Source organism: Croceivirga sp. JEA036, assembly GCF_011882165.1.
GTDB lineage: Bacteria > Bacteroidota > Bacteroidia > Flavobacteriales > Flavobacteriaceae > Croceivirga.
In genome coordinates this window covers 94,010-108,457 of the sequence record NZ_JAATON010000006.1, presented here as the reverse complement: position 1 = coordinate 108,457, position 14,448 = coordinate 94,010, and the positions used below count along the sequence as shown (strand labels likewise).

The 14,448-nt window shown below is 38.0% G+C and carries 18 protein-coding genes; 11 read left to right on the top strand and 7 right to left on the bottom strand.

Going from position 1 to position 14,448, the window contains the following annotated elements; translation table 11 throughout:
• Positions 1 to 67: 67 nt before the first annotated feature.
• From HCO57_RS14745 to HCO57_RS14735, 3 genes are all read left to right on the top strand, one after another.
• Entirely contained in the window at positions 68 to 346 is a 279-nt protein-coding gene (locus tag HCO57_RS14745) for a hypothetical protein (protein WP_167989663.1), read from the top strand.
• A gap of 49 nt (positions 347 to 395) precedes the next feature.
• Positions 396 to 869 (top strand): OsmC family protein, encoded by a 474-nt coding sequence (locus HCO57_RS14740; protein WP_167989662.1) that lies wholly within the window; start codon positions 396 to 398, stop codon positions 867 to 869.
• A gap of 115 nt (positions 870 to 984) precedes the next feature.
• Entirely contained in the window at positions 985 to 1,944 is a 960-nt protein-coding gene (locus tag HCO57_RS14735) for a sugar kinase (protein ID WP_167989661.1), read from the top strand.
• Between the two features lie 14 nt (positions 1,945 to 1,958).
• Here the strand turns inward: HCO57_RS14735 and HCO57_RS14730 are convergent, their stop codons facing one another.
• Positions 1,959 to 2,957 (bottom strand): 4-hydroxyproline epimerase, encoded by a 999-nt coding sequence (locus HCO57_RS14730; RefSeq protein WP_167989660.1) that lies wholly within the window; start codon positions 2,955 to 2,957, stop codon positions 1,959 to 1,961.
• 112 nt (positions 2,958 to 3,069) lie between these two features.
• Between HCO57_RS14730 and HCO57_RS14725 the strand changes: the two genes are divergently transcribed.
• The 4 genes from HCO57_RS14725 to HCO57_RS14710 are packed head-to-tail and all read left to right on the top strand — an operon-like array spanning position 3,070 to position 6,436.
• Positions 3,070 to 3,831, top strand: a complete 762-nt coding sequence (locus HCO57_RS14725) for an SDR family NAD(P)-dependent oxidoreductase (RefSeq protein ID WP_167989659.1) — start codon at positions 3,070 to 3,072, stop codon at positions 3,829 to 3,831.
• Between the two features lie 7 nt (positions 3,832 to 3,838).
• Entirely contained in the window at positions 3,839 to 4,747 is a 909-nt protein-coding gene (locus HCO57_RS14720; RefSeq protein WP_167989658.1) for a helix-turn-helix domain-containing protein, read from the top strand.
• A gap of 33 nt (positions 4,748 to 4,780) precedes the next feature.
• Positions 4,781 to 5,962, top strand: a complete 1,182-nt coding sequence (locus HCO57_RS14715; RefSeq protein ID WP_245167610.1) for an MFS transporter — start codon at positions 4,781 to 4,783, stop codon at positions 5,960 to 5,962.
• A gap of 60 nt (positions 5,963 to 6,022) precedes the next feature.
• Positions 6,023 to 6,436 (top strand): SRPBCC domain-containing protein, encoded by a 414-nt coding sequence (locus tag HCO57_RS14710; protein ID WP_167989657.1) that lies wholly within the window; start codon positions 6,023 to 6,025, stop codon positions 6,434 to 6,436.
• On the opposite strand, the gene HCO57_RS14705 is transcribed toward HCO57_RS14710, so the two are convergent.
• Genes HCO57_RS14705 through HCO57_RS14685 form a run of 5 tightly spaced genes read right to left on the bottom strand, consistent with a single transcriptional unit; the run spans position 6,433 to position 10,424 of the window.
• Complete coding sequence (locus tag HCO57_RS14705; RefSeq protein WP_167989656.1) at positions 6,433 to 7,014, bottom strand: TIGR00730 family Rossman fold protein; 582 nt, start codon at positions 7,012 to 7,014, stop codon at positions 6,433 to 6,435. The genes HCO57_RS14710 and HCO57_RS14705 overlap by 4 nt on opposite strands.
• Before the next feature lie 11 nt (positions 7,015 to 7,025).
• A complete protein-coding gene (hemL, locus tag HCO57_RS14700; RefSeq protein ID WP_167989655.1) occupies positions 7,026 to 8,306 on the bottom strand; it encodes a glutamate-1-semialdehyde 2,1-aminomutase in 1,281 nt (426 codons plus the stop codon).
• Positions 8,307 to 8,323: 17 nt separating this feature from the next.
• Complete coding sequence (locus tag HCO57_RS14695; RefSeq protein ID WP_167989654.1) at positions 8,324 to 9,187, bottom strand: glucosaminidase domain-containing protein; 864 nt, start codon at positions 9,185 to 9,187, stop codon at positions 8,324 to 8,326.
• Positions 9,184 to 10,089, bottom strand: coding sequence for a 1-aminocyclopropane-1-carboxylate deaminase/D-cysteine desulfhydrase (locus HCO57_RS14690; RefSeq protein ID WP_167989653.1), 906 nt, complete (start codon positions 10,087 to 10,089; stop codon positions 9,184 to 9,186). Before HCO57_RS14690 ends, HCO57_RS14695 begins: the two co-directional genes overlap by 4 nt.
• Before the next feature lie 2 nt (positions 10,090 to 10,091).
• The gene (locus HCO57_RS14685; protein WP_167989652.1) at positions 10,092 to 10,424 is read right to left on the bottom strand and encodes a hypothetical protein; all 333 of its coding nucleotides are present in this window, start codon (positions 10,422 to 10,424) and stop codon (positions 10,092 to 10,094) included.
• Positions 10,425 to 10,608: 184 nt separating this feature from the next.
• Here HCO57_RS14685 and HCO57_RS14680 point away from each other — a divergent pair, with 184 nt between their 5' ends.
• The 3 genes from HCO57_RS14680 to HCO57_RS14670 all read left to right on the top strand — a co-directional run bounded on the left by HCO57_RS14680 (position 10,609) and on the right by HCO57_RS14670 (position 11,791).
• The gene (locus HCO57_RS14680; protein ID WP_167989651.1) at positions 10,609 to 10,767 is read left to right on the top strand and encodes a DUF5522 domain-containing protein; all 159 of its coding nucleotides are present in this window, start codon (positions 10,609 to 10,611) and stop codon (positions 10,765 to 10,767) included.
• Positions 10,768 to 10,845: 78 nt separating this feature from the next.
• Positions 10,846 to 11,424, top strand: a complete 579-nt coding sequence (locus tag HCO57_RS14675) for a DUF4136 domain-containing protein (protein ID WP_167989650.1) — start codon at positions 10,846 to 10,848, stop codon at positions 11,422 to 11,424.
• A gap of 139 nt (positions 11,425 to 11,563) precedes the next feature.
• Complete coding sequence (locus HCO57_RS14670) at positions 11,564 to 11,791, top strand: PLD nuclease N-terminal domain-containing protein (protein WP_080319668.1); 228 nt, start codon at positions 11,564 to 11,566, stop codon at positions 11,789 to 11,791.
• A gap of 27 nt (positions 11,792 to 11,818) precedes the next feature.
• Here the strand turns inward: HCO57_RS14670 and HCO57_RS14665 are convergent, their stop codons facing one another.
• The gene (locus tag HCO57_RS14665; protein ID WP_245167609.1) at positions 11,819 to 12,280 is read right to left on the bottom strand and encodes an Lrp/AsnC family transcriptional regulator; all 462 of its coding nucleotides are present in this window, start codon (positions 12,278 to 12,280) and stop codon (positions 11,819 to 11,821) included.
• A gap of 166 nt (positions 12,281 to 12,446) precedes the next feature.
• On the opposite strand from HCO57_RS14665, the gene HCO57_RS14660 reads away from it, so the two are divergent.
• Positions 12,447 to 14,213 (top strand): aromatic amino acid hydroxylase, encoded by a 1,767-nt coding sequence (locus HCO57_RS14660; protein ID WP_167989649.1) that lies wholly within the window; start codon positions 12,447 to 12,449, stop codon positions 14,211 to 14,213.
• Positions 14,214 to 14,448: the final 235 nt, after the last annotated feature.

The following is a 14,448-nucleotide window of genomic DNA, read 5'->3' as shown; positions in this document are numbered from 1 at the left end:
ATTCCTGTTTTATTAAGAGACACTTTAACAATTTGGCAACTATAAGTGTGCTACAAAGAATTATAAAATGAGTAATGCTACCTCCTTAACTAAAATTGTCTTTAACCTAATTGTTGCTGGTGTTGGTGCCGTACTTGGCGGAATACTAGGTTTTTTTGGATTGCTTTGGAGCTGCCAATGGTATGATGCCACTCACCCTCCCAGCAGTCCTACTGCTAGTATGATGGCTGTAGGCTGGGTATATGCTTTTATAACCATACCGGTAGGTGTCATTCTTGGAATTGTAATAAGCCTTCTTTTGTATAGGTGGATAAAAAATAGAAGAAAAAAAGCTACTATTAAATAGAAAAGCCTAGACAACTTACTATCTTTGAGAGCTTTATCATATTTTCAAAATGAAGCAACACCACTACACCTTACGTTTAAAATGGACCGGCAATACAGGTCAAGGTACCAAAGATTATAAAAGTTATCAACGTGACCATCTAATTTCCATTAAGGATAAACAAGTACAAATACCGGGTAGTGCTGACCCCAATTTTAGAGGAGACCCAACTAAATACAATCCAGAAGAACTATTCTTGTCTTCCCTAGCATCTTGCCATATGCTCTGGTATCTTCATTTGTGTAGTACCGAAAATATAACGGTTCTAACTTATATAGATAATCCTATAGGTATAATGGCAGAAGAAGCCAACGGCAGTGGAAAATTTACAAACGTTATCTTACATCCTGAGGTTACTATTAAAGAAGAAGATAAAATAGAATTGGCTAAGAGATTACACCACAAAGCCAATCAATTTTGCTTTATTGCTAATAGCTGCAATTTTGAAATTAAGCATGAACCGGTGGTGAAGTTTAAAATTTAATTCTATTAAACTAGTAATTCCCACATAAAATAACTAAAACGTAAAAGAACTAACACCTTTTACTGACCCTATGTCTAAATTATTGGTTTATTTTGGTTAACCAATTTTAAAAAGCATGAGTAAAGCATTAGAAGTAATCACATTTGGTGAGTCCATGGTTCTTTTTAGTCCAGATTCTAAAGGGCCTTTGCGCCATATCCATAGTTTTCATAAATCTATGGCAGGCGCAGAATCTAACGTGGCTATCGCGCTTAGCAGGCTTGGACATAATGTAGGATGGTTTTCTAAAGTTGGAGACGATGAATTTGGTAGATACCTAGAGTTTATGGTTCGCGGAGAAGGGGTAGATGTAAGCCGACTCATTAAAGATAAAAAGCATAGTACGGGATTACTTTTTAAAGAGCTTTTTGCTCATGTAAATCCAAACGTTTATTATTATCGTAAAAATTCTGCCGCGAGTTTTTTAGAACCTCAAGACTTAGATTCAGATTATCTAAAAAACACTAAAATACTGCACGTTACTGGCATTACTCCCGCAATAAGTGCGTCTGCCAAAGAGACGGCTTTAGAAGCTATTAAAATAGCCAAAGATGCTGGGGTAAAAATTTCTTTTGACCCTAATATTCGACTTAAATTATGGCCCTTAGCGGAAGCTAAAGCCACCCTATTAGAGTTTTGCTCCTATGCAGATATCTTATTTCCAGGGATAGATGAGTCAGAAATTTTATTGGGAACCAAAGAACCTACAGAAATTCTTGCAAAATTTCATGCTATGGGTGCCTCTGAAATTGCCTTAAAAATGGGTAAAGAAGGATGTATGGTTTCTGATGGCACAGAGGCAGTTTTTGTTCCTGGCTTTGTAGTAGAAAAAATTGTAGATACTGTAGGTGCAGGAGATGGTTTCGCAGCTGGTTATTTAAGTTCCAGATTAAAAGGAATGCCTATTGCAGAAGCAGGCAGTTACGCTAACGGTATTGGGGCTATGGCCACTATGGTTAAAGGAGATAGTGAAGGTTACCCTACTTTTGAACAATTGCAAATTTTTATTGGTAAAGAACAAGGAATAGATAGGTAGAGATTTCTTTTAATTCAAACAACCTGAAAACCCTGAGCATACGGGTCATCATCATCGATAAATATAGTATTGTAACCCGTGATTTTAGCCCAGCCTTCTATCCGTGGAATTATGGCATCTAACGCGCCTACTTTAGTAGTACCCACAATAGTCCCAATAAATTTAGAACCAATATAACTTTCATGCACGAAAGGTTCTTCTTTGGCTAATTTACCTTGTGCATACCATTGTGCCATTCGTGCAGAAGTTCCCGTACCACACGGAGAACGGTCTATGGCTTTTTCCCCATAAAAAACCGCATTTCTGGCAGTAGCTTCTTCAGACAAAGTATCGCCAGCCCACAATACATGAGACAGTCCTTTTATATCTGACTCTGTAGGATGTTCAAACTGATAAGCTTTATTTAAATTTTTTCGAATTTCCCTACTCCAACAAATCAACTGGTCTGCCGTATAATCCTGAATTCCCTTAAAATTGTCTTGTGGGTCTATAATCGCATAAAAGTTACCACCATAGGCTACATCAACCGTTAACATTCCCAAATCTGGACATTCTACTTGTAGTCCAGAAGTATGCAAAAAAGAAGGAATATTAGTCAACCTCACAGATTTTACCTTATTACCTTCTTGCGCATAGGTAACGGACACTATACCTGCTGGGGTTTCTAATTTTAAATTGCCAGGCGTTTTAGGGTGTATCAAACCTTCTTCTATCATTACAGTGACAGTACCAATAGTACCATGACCACACATGGGTAAACATCCACTCGTTTCTATATACAAAATACCCACATCGTGAGCAGGGTCCACAGGAGGGTAAAGAATAGTCCCAGACATCATATCATGCCCTCTAGGCTCAAACATTAGTCCTTTTCGTATCCAATCGTATTCCTTTAAAAAATGTAAGCGCTTCTCCATCATAGAATTCCCTTTTAAAAAGGGTGCTCCTCCAGAAACCACTCTTACAGGATTACCACAAGTATGTGCATCTATACAAGAAAAGGTGTTCCGCATAACTAAAAATTTATCGGTTTTGGTTGTATCTTTAATACGACTACAAGATAACGCAATTCGGCTACATCCATGCTTTCATTTTAATGCAACTTTGTAGCCTAAAACAGCACACATGAAGCAACAAGAAATAGCACTCGTTACCGGAGGCAGTCGAGGATTAGGTAAGAATATGGCATTACAATTAGCAAAGGGTGGTAAACATATCATCCTAACCTACCACACCCATTCAGAAGCTGCAGAAGATGTAATTAATCTACTGTTGGCAGAAGGAGTAAAAGCAATCGCATTACCATTAGACACTACTAAAACAGACACCTTTTCAAAATTCTTTGAACAACTGATTGAATGGACCAAAACCGAATTTAATAGAACCACTATAGATTACCTTATTAATAATGCAGGGACAGGGCATTATGTTCCCTTTTTAGAAACAACAGAAATCCAGTTCGATGAAATGGTAAACATCCATTTAAAAGGTACTTATTTTTTAACACAACAAGCTGTGCCATACCTTAAAGAAAATGGAGGCATCGTCAATATTACTTCTGGTTTAGCAAGGTTCAGCCTACCCAATTGTTCTGCCTATGCAAGTGCTAAAGGCGGTTTAGAAGTACTAACAAGATATCTAGCTAAAGAATTAGCCTTTAAAAAAATTAGAGCTAATGCCGTAGCTCCTGGAGCAGTGGCAACCGATTTTGGAGGCGGAGAAAATAAAAACAACGAGCAAAAAAGAGAAGTTATAGCTAAAAATACCGCTTTAGGGCGCGTGGGAGAACCAGAAGATATTGGCGGCATTGTTGCCTTCTTATGTTCTGATGCTGGCAAATGGATTAACGGCCAACGCTTAGAAGCTTCTGGAGGAATTTTTCTTTAAAAGTACTATGATAAGACCCATCAATTCCATCAAAGAATTTCATAAAATAAGAGGGTTGCAACCACCTTCCCATCCCCTGATAAGTTTGGTAGACTATGGCAAAACTAGTCTTCCAAAAGACAGCATTGGCGAGGTTTGGAAAATGGGCTTCTACTCCATAGGCCTTAAAAGAGATGTTGGTAAAATACGCTATGGACAACAGACATATGATTTTGATGAAGGTATTTTATCCTTTATTGCGCCAGGACAGGTACTTAGTTTGCAACCCAATACAGCAGAATTAAAAAAGGCCAGCGGATGGCTCCTCTTAATCCATGAAGACTACCTATACAAAGCCAATATGCATCAAAGAATTAAGAAATATGATTTTTTTGACTACACGATTAACGAAGCGTTGTTTTTATCTCCTAAGGAAGAAGAAAAGGTAATCCAATGGTTTATGACTATTCAGCAAGAATTAGAAAATAACATGGATAATTTTAGCCAAAACATCATATTAGCGCAGTTAGATTTGTTTTTAAATTACGCAGAGCGCTACTATCAAAGACAGTTTTTAACAAGAGCCAAGAATAATAAAGATATTCTGAACCAGTTCTTAGACTTACTAGAGGCCTATTTTACGACCGAAACCGTATATGAAAAGGGATTACCTACCGTAAATTACTTTGCTACTCAATTACATATTTCTCCCAGTTACCTTAGCAGCGCATTAAAAACAGCAACTACTAGTTCTGCCCAGCAATTAATACACGAGAAGCTTATTGCATTAGCTAAAAGTAAACTTGCAAATAGCACGCTTAGTATAAGCGAAGTGGCTTTTACCCTAGGATTTGAACATTCGCAATCTTTTTCTAAACTATTTAAAGCCAAAACCAAACAAACGCCTTCTGCTTTTAGAGCTTCATTTTACCATTAAAAATTAAGTTTTTCTAACTTCACCGACTTATTGTTGAAAACCCATCATTTGAATCCACCAAAACACATTTTACCCATAATTATTGGTGCACAGTTTTTATGCACATCACTGTGGTTTGCCAGTAACGGGGTGCTAACGCAAATTGTATCTGCTTATGGTTTAGATGCCCTTAGCAGCCTTAGCAATCTAACCGCTGCGGTACAACTAGGTTTTATTTTGGGCACATTGACTTTCGCCTTGCTGAGCATCACAGACCGTTTTTCTCCTTCTAAAGTATTTTTTACATGCGCAGTATTGGGAGCACTGTGCAATCTGGCTATTTTATGGCCTAAAAATGTACTATTTACTTTGGCATTATTTAGAATGATGACGGGTTTTTTCCTTGCAGGGATTTACCCTGTAGGTATGAAAATTGCCGCAGACTACTTTGAAAAAGGTCTAGGCAAATCGCTCAGCCTACTAGTAGGTGCTCTAGTGCTTGGCACGGCTTTTCCGCATGCATTGAATGCATTTTCTATAGGTATAAGTTATAAAATGGTAATTATCAGCACCACCCTTTTGGCAGTTTTAGGAGGTTTAGCCCTTTATTTGGGCGTGCCAGACGGACCATTTAGAAAAAAAGGAAACCAATTTAGTTTAAAAGAGGTAATAGGTATTTTTAAAATTAAACCACTTAAGACAGCAGCTTTAGGGTACTTTGGTCATATGTGGGAACTCTACACGTTTTGGACCTTTGTACCTATAATGATTTCTGCATTTAAATCCAATTTACCCCCCCAAACCACATCAATATTAAGCTTTGTCATCATAGCAATAGGCAGTGTGGGCTGTATTATTGGCGGATTTCTTTCTCAAAAATATGGCCCTAAAAAGATAGCTACTATTGCATTATCATTTTCTTTTGTATGTTGCCTGTTGTTTCCCATAACCATACAGCTCCCTTTCAATATTTTTATACTATTTATGTGCCTCTGGGGAATGGCAGTTATTACAGATTCTCCGCTATTCTCTACACTCGTAGCAAGCGCAGCTCCCCCAGCTATCACAGGAACAGCCTTAACTCTAATTAATTGTCTTGGGTACACCTTAACTATTGTTAGTATACAAGTAGTTTCTATGGCGATAATTTCCTTTTCCTCCCCTTGGGTATACAGCCTATTAGCCATAGGTCCAATGGTGGGACTTTATGTTTTATTTAGCAGTAAATTGAAGTAGGCGTTACAATAAACCGATAGTTTACTCTTATCTTCATGGTAAGAAAAAACAGACAATTGCATGGCCAAAATAAAGATTAATACCCTTATTAAAGGTGCTATTGAAGAAGTATGGAATAAATATACCAATCCAACCCATATTGTACATTGGAATTTTGCTTCTCCAGATTGGCACTGTCCTTTAGCAGAAAATAATTTAACCGTTGGCGGTTCTTATAAAACAAGAATGGAAGCTAAAGATGGTAGCATGGGTTTTAATTTTGAAGGGATTTATATTGATGTAATACCCAACAAAGCATTTACGTACAAACTAGCCGACGAGCGTAAAGTACAAGTCCTTTTTAATCCAAATAAAACAACTACCGAATTGGTGATTTTGTTTGATCCAGACATGGAAAATCCAATTGAATTACAACGTAAAGGATGGCAGACCATTCTGAATCATTTTAAGGAATATGTAGAAAACACTCCCTAAGTACGTTCTAAATTGAGCCATTTAGGCACTGCTGGGGCAGTATAGTTTTCCATCTGTGTTAGCAAATCTTCAATAGATGCGCTCACCAAAACCATATCTCTATTGGCTTGTTTTAAAAATCCCTGAGCTACCATGCCATCTAGCAATTGTAAAAGAGCATCGTAATACCCGTTACTATTTAGAATGCCAATTGGTTTTGTATGCAAGCCAAGCTGACCCCAAGTCAGCATTTCAAACAGCTCCTCCAAAGTACCAAAACCTCCTGGTAGTGCTATTACACCATCACACAAATCATTCATCATCGTTTTGCGTTCGTGCATACTTGCCACCAAATGTAACGCAGATAAACCCGTGTGTGCAATCTCTTTTGTCTGTAAAAATTTTGGTAGCACCCCAATTACTTCTCCTTGGGCTTGCAAAGCTCCGTCCGCTACCGCTCCCATAAGACCTACTTTGGCCCCTCCGTAAATTAATTGAATTTGCTTTGTTGCTAAAGCGCCACCTAAAGCATGCGCTTGCTCCATAAATAAGGCTGCTGCACCATTACTAGAGCCACAGAATACTGTAATTGCTTTCAAAAATAGACTGTTTATAATTTACATTTTTCTACCGCCTCTATAGTCTTATCCAAATCTTGATAAGAAATAGCATCATTTAAAAAATAACTTTCAAATGCCGAAGGTGGCAGATAGACTCCTTGGTCTAACATGCCATGAAAATAGGCTTTAAAACGCTCGTTATTACCCAACGCGGAAGAAGCAAAATCCGTTACCGGTTGGTCGCAAAAATGAACCGAAATCATACTGCCAAATCTATTTATTTGGTGAGTAATCCCCCGTTTTGTCAATACAGATTCAATTCCTTTATGAAGGTATTCCGTTTTATCTGCTAAACTGGTAAACACTTCTGGTTTCTCATCTATTTCTGTAAGCATGGCCAAACCAGCACTCATAGCCAACGGGTTACCGCTTAACGTACCTGCTTGGTAAACAGGGCCTTCTGGAGCCAAATGAGCCATAATTTCTGCTCGTGCAGCAAAAGCACCTACGGGCAAGCCACCACCAATAACTTTACCGAACATAACAATATCTGCATCTATCCCCAAGGCTTCTTGGGCACCGCCAGCGGCCAACCTAAAACCGGTCATTACCTCATCAAACAGCAACAAAATTCCTTCTTGGGTACACAGTTCACGTAAACCGTGGATAAAATCGTCTTTCGGTATTATACATCCCATATTACCTGCCACTGGCTCTAAAATTATAGCCGCAATTTCACCTTTATTCGCTTCCACCAACTGTTTTACTCCTGCCAAATCGTTATAATTAGCCAACAACGTATCTTTTGCGGTCCCTTGGGTTACCCCAGGGCTATTGGGACTTCCAAAAGTAACCGCACCACTACCTGCTTGTATTAAAAAAGAGTCTGAATGACCGTGGTAGCATCCTGCAAATTTTATGATTTTGTCTTTGCCTGTATAACCACGTGCCAAGCGTACTGCACTCATACAAGCTTCTGTACCGGAATTAACAAAACGTATTTTATCTATATTGGGCACCATTTTTACGGCCAATTGTGCCAATTTGGTTTCTATCTCCGTAGGAATACCAAAAGAGGTTCCTTTCTTGGCTTTTTCTATAACCGCATTCAGCACAGGTTCATGCGCATGGCCAAACAATAACGGACCCCATGAGGCAATATAATCAACGTACTGGTTGTCATCCTCGTCTGTTAAGTAAGCACCTTTGGCGTGTTTAATAAAAATAGGTTCACCGCCCACTGCTTTAAAAGCTCTTACGGGCGAGTTTACACCGCCTGGTATGTATTTTTTTGCTTCGGTAAATAATGCACTGCTTCTTTGGTAACGCATGTAATTCTGTTTTGCTATTAATTGGCTCGCGCCTTTCTAATATTTAATACTTGCCCAATAGACAAGGTTGTATCTTTTAAATTATTCAATCGCATTAACTCTTCTACACTTATAGCATAAGTTCTAGACAATGCGTATAGGGTATCTCCTTTGGCTACCACATGGGTAAATACATCATATTTTTTTGGATTTCTAACCCTTTCTAATCCGTTTTTTACTACCTCTCTATCGTACTGATGTAAGTTGTATTTGTCTATGAGGTAAATTAATTTATTTGGGTATTTTGGATCCGTAGCATAACCCGCTTTTTTAAGTCCGTAAGCCCACTTTTTGTAATCATCTTTAGCGTAATTAAAAAGAAAACGGTAGCGAGAACGGGATGCAAGAAAAATACTATGGTCCCTAAAACTAAACATAGGGTGATTGTATTTTCTAAAACACTCCCCTTTGGCATCATCATCATGAAAATCAAACTCGCCTTGCCACCCCGTATGGCATTTGATACCAAAATGATTGTTGGTTTTTAGCGTTAATTCCCCTTTACCAGACCCACTTTCTAAAATACCTTGGGCCAAGGTAATACTTGCCGGTATGCCAAAAGCACGCATTTCGTACTGAGCCATTTCATGAAACTCCGCTATATACTCAGTTGTATTGGCAACGGGAAATTTCTTAAAAAATCCTGGGTCTTCTGGCAGCGGATACAATTCTGACTTATTGAACTTAGTTCCCTCCAAACCATCATTAGGCTTGTATACCCCATTCTTAGTTGTTGCAGTTGGAGCGCTATTTCTCTTGCTAGAAGTTGTTCTTTTTTTCTTAGCACCACAGCTGGCCAAAAGCAACGCCACTGTAATCAGGGCAATCCATTTTCTTATCATAAATCCAATACCGGTAAATTTTTCCGTCTTAATTGTTGGTTCATTCCTTTTATTCCTTGCAAACCACCCGTATGGATGGCTAAAATTTTAGTCCCCTTGGCAAAACTTCCTTGGGCTATGGATTGCCATAATCCAAATAACATCTTACCGGTATATATAGGGTCTAAGGGAATTCCCGTGTCTCGTTTAAATTCATTAATGAACCGCACCAAGCTTTCCGTCACTTTAGCATAACCTCCAAAATGATAATCGGTTACCAATTGCCACTGATCATTAATTGCAAATTTATCAATTTCAGCCTTCAGAAAATCACCCTTTAGCGCCGGATATGCTAAAACCTTTTGATTTTTAGTTGAACTATTGATAAGACCTGCAACCGTACCACCTGTTCCAACAGCGCATGTTATAATATCAAACTGCTTATCTTCTTCTGTTAAAATTTCTTCACAGCCCTGTACAGCTAACATATTAGTACCGCCTTCCGGAATATGGTAAAAATCACCAAATTCATTTTTCAATTTCAATATGTAGTCAGGTTCATTTTTAAAACGATAAGCTTCTCGCGTTACAAATAAAAATTGCATCCCATAAGCAGCTGCTTGCTCCAAAGTAGGGTTCGTTTTCCATTTTTCCTTCAACTCCTCACCCCTAACAACCCCAATAGCTTTTAACCCTGCCTCTTTTGCCGCACAAGCAGTAGCCACAATATGATTACTGTAGGCACCGCCAAAAGTAAGTACCGTTTTTTGTTTTTGAGCTAAAGCAGCTTTGATGTTGTATTTGAGTTTTCTATACTTATTACCACTTACAATAGGATGCAACAAGTCTTCTCTTTTAATCCAAAGAGCAATTTGATGTTTTTCTAAAAGCGGGTGTTGTATTTGCTGGTTATAAGAGGACAAGTTTACGGACGAAAAAGAAAATTGATAAAACTATACGGTTTTCGTCTTGCAAGATACCCTAAATCGTTCTCTTTTGCATAAGCCTCCCGTTCAAAACTAATATTTTGATAGGCACGGTAACTATCTAGGTACAAAACTGTTCTTAACAACCACTCTATAACATACCAGAAGTAAAAAAACAGTACTAAAAGTTCCTTTTGTTGGCGTAAATGAATGCGTTCATGATTAATTAAGATAGTATCTTCTTTGTAACTGTTCTCCTTAACTATAATAAAAGGCCAAAGGGTTAAACCCACATAGTTCTTCCTAAAAAAGTGTCGAAATACCAATATCATTCCAGCTTCTTTGCGCAACTTATTATTTAGCTTGTGATGCAAACAAATATAGTTTTTCTTAAAAAAGATGCCCATTTGTCCCGATAAACCGTCGCTGTTTTAGATTAAATAAGCAGAAAGGCGTTAAAACCCTTTAAAATTGCATTAATAGCCGTTAATTTTGATGTAAAAGGAAGAAATGAAAATGGGAAAAATACTACCTTTAGAAGAAGGCGATTTTTATTTGAGCCCAGAAGGTTACAAGGTTTTTACAGAACAATACCACTTAAAAAGAGGCTATTGTTGTGAGAGTGGATGCAGGCATTGCCCCTACGGTTATAATAAAAAAAATAACAAACAGTAACACCACTTATTTCGGCATAATAATTGATACTATGTATGGTGTTAGCGAGCTCATTTTTAACGTGATAAAAAAATTGATATGAAAAAGTTTAAGTGGATAGTACTACCCCTCCTTACGGTAATTTTCTTAAGTTCTTGTGCCACCGTAAACGTAATTACGGATTATGATAGGCAGGCGGACTTTAAGGAATACAAAAGCTATGCGTTTTACAAAACAGGAATTGATAAAGCTCAAATTTCTGATTTGGATAAAAAGCGAATTTTAAAAGCCATTGAAACGGAAATGGCAAATAGAGGTTTTGTAAAATCTCAGGACCCAGATATTTTGGTAAGTATTTTTACCAAAGAGAGAGAACGTGTAGATATCTACAACAACGTCGGCTGGGGCTGGGGTGGCTTTTACAATCCTTGGGCCTGGGGTCCCGGTTGGGGTTGGGGCTGGGGCGGCGGATTTGGCCCTAATGTTAGCGCACGTACAGAAGGCTCTCTATATATAGACCTTATAGATGCCAAGGATAAAGAATTGGTTTGGCAAGGACGCGGCGTTGGCACATTGAATAATACCAAAGATATAGCCAAGAAAGAAGAACGCATCCGGGAGTTTGTTGCTCAAATTTTAAAAGAATATCCTCCTATGCAGATGGTAGCCGCCAAGTAATAGGCTAAAAAATAGTTAGGCGAAGCAACTACCGCGAGTTTGAGTGTTCATTGGAGTGGTTTTAGGTAGGTGCTTCGCTTTTTTATTGCCAGTAACTTAAGTTTTAATACATTTATACTTAACAGTTAAAATATTAAGTATGCTTTCTACGAACTTTTTAGGAATGATAGGTCCATGGCAAATTATTTTAATACTAATTTGCCTATTAGGTATTATTCCGACTTTGATTGCTTTAATTGACATTTTAAGAAATAAGTTTGAAGGAAACAACAAGTTAATTTGGACACTTGTTGTTCTATTTTTTAACCTATTGGGAGCTGTGCTCTATTTTACAATTGGAAAAAAACAAAAAATCAAACTTCAATAGTTTTATTTATTTAGCGTAGCTATTTGGTCAAAGCAGCGGAAACCGATAATCCTGCTTCGCTTCTTTAAGTCCGAAGGCACTTTTTACAGCACCTATATTGGGCAAAGTAGCCACACGTTGCTTTGCAAAAGTGTAATAGGCATCCAAATCTTTTACCATCACTTTTAGTAAAAAATCGAACTCCCCTCCTACCACAAAACATTCTACTACCTCTGGAAAATCTTGTATCCGAGCAATAAACTGGTCCATAAACTCTGCTTTTTGTACTTCTAAAGACACAAAACTGAATACGGTGATACTTTCAGCAATCTTTTCTTTATCCAAAATAGCCGCATACCTTTTAATAAAACCTTCTTTCTCTAGTCGCCTAATACGGTCATAAACAGGAGTTTTTGTAAGTCCTAATTGCTCCGCAATGGTCTTGGCCACCATTTTACCATCTTGCTCTAAAAGTTTCAATATCTGTTTATCAATAGCATCTAATTGCATACATTCCTTTTTTATCAAATAAAATCGATTGGATTTAACACTTATTCCTTCTAATATAAATATTATCAGGAATTATTTCTGTTTATAATTCTTATAACACTTTATAAAGCCACTTTATTTTAATTTTAAAGGAACTGCAATTGACTAAAACAACAAACTGAAACTCATGAAAGAACAGCTGTACGAAAGCAATCCTGTTCTGGATAAATTACCAGAACATTTAAGACAATACATAAAACCGCAGAATTACGAGGAATATACTCCCGTAGACCAAGCCGTGTGGCGCTATGTGATGCGTAAAAATGTGGATTACCTGAGTAAAATGGCACACAAATCTTATGTAGATGGCTTGCAAAAAACAGGCATTTCCATAGATGCCATTCCCAATATGTATGGGATGAATAGGATTTTAAAGGAAATTGGTTGGGCGGCAGTAGCAGTAGACGGGTTTATACCGCCTTCTGCATTTATGGAGTTTCAAGCATATAACGTATTGGTGATTGCTTCGGACATTAGACAATTGGAAAACATAGAATACACGCCGGCTCCAGATATAATTCACGAAGGTGCCGGCCATGCTCCAATTATTGCCAATCCAGAGTATTCAGAATATTTAAGGCGATTTGGAGAAATTGGCGCTAAAGCCATTTCTAGTGGAAAAGATTACGAACTATATGATGCTGTACGGCATTTATCTATCATTAAGGAAGCCGAAGGAACGCCACTAGAGGCTATTGAAAGGGCAGAGAAACGTATTGAAGCGTTACAACAGAACATGGGGAAACCTAGTGAAATGGCCCTATTACGGAACCTACACTGGTGGACCGTAGAATACGGGCTAATAGGTACTCTAGAAAACCCAAAGATTTACGGTGCAGGTTTGCTCTCGTCTATTGGGGAAAGCGCGTGGTGCATGACGGATAATGTTAAAAAACTCCCGTATACCTTAGATAGTGCCACGACCGATTTTGATATTACCAAACCGCAACCACAGCTTTTTGTAACGCCAAACTTTGCTCATTTGAGTCAGGTTTTAGAAGATTTTGCCAATACTATGGCGCTGCGTACAGGCGGTTTATCTGCTGTTCAAAAATTAATTGACTCCCAAGCCTTGGGTACACTGGAACTAAGTACGGGATTACAAGTGTCTGGTTATTTTGAACGTGTGTTAAGTTACGATGGCATGCCTATCTATTTTGCTACAAAAGGCGCCACGGCCTTGGCCTATCATGACAAAGAATTGGTAAATCATGGCACCACACAGCATCCAGAGGGTTTTGGTTCTCCCGTTGGAAAGCTAAAAGGCATAAATCTAGCCATAGAAGATATGAGTCCACGAGATTTAAAAGCGTATAACATTTTTGAAGGCGAAAAAGTAGAACTGGAATTTGTTGGTGGGGTTACCGTCTCGGGAGAAATTATAACAGGCACCCGTAATTTACAGGGTAAAATCATCTTAATCACCTTCCAAAATTGTACGGTAACCTACCAAGACGAGGTGCTATTTGAACCCGATTGGGGTCTTTACCATATGGCTGTGGGTAGAAAAGTAAGTAGTGGATATAACGGACCGGCAGATTTAAAAAGCTTTAATTTGGTATCTCATGCGTTGAGTGATACTACCGTAAAAAAGAACAGAGACGATAATAAATTAGCTCTTGAGGAATTTTATCAGCGTGTGCGTGATTATAGAGAGGGTAAAAACACCATTATTTCTAGGGGCAAACTGTTTCAAGAATTTATAAGCCGTTTTCCAAAAGACTGGCTGCTACCTGTAGAGTTATATGAGCTTGCCGTAAAAGGAAACAGAACTGCATTAGCCACAGAAATAAAAGCACATTTGGAACAACTAAAACTGGACCGCCCTAAAGTAGGTCACCTTATTGATGATGGTTTGGCTTTAGTGGACCAAGGCCTTAAAATTGATGCTTAATACTAATAAAAAGTAGATTATTAAAGTCTTTACGAATCCTTGAAGAATGAAAGGTGAGAAACCTATATAAAACAAAACGCTATAAATTAGATTTCTCAATCGTCGCTGTGCTCCTCATTTCGAAATGACATCAACCAAACTTAAAAAACCTCTATACGTCATTTCGAACCCTTGAAGAATGAAAGGTGAGAAATCTATATAAAACAACACACGCTGAATTAGATTTCTCAATCGT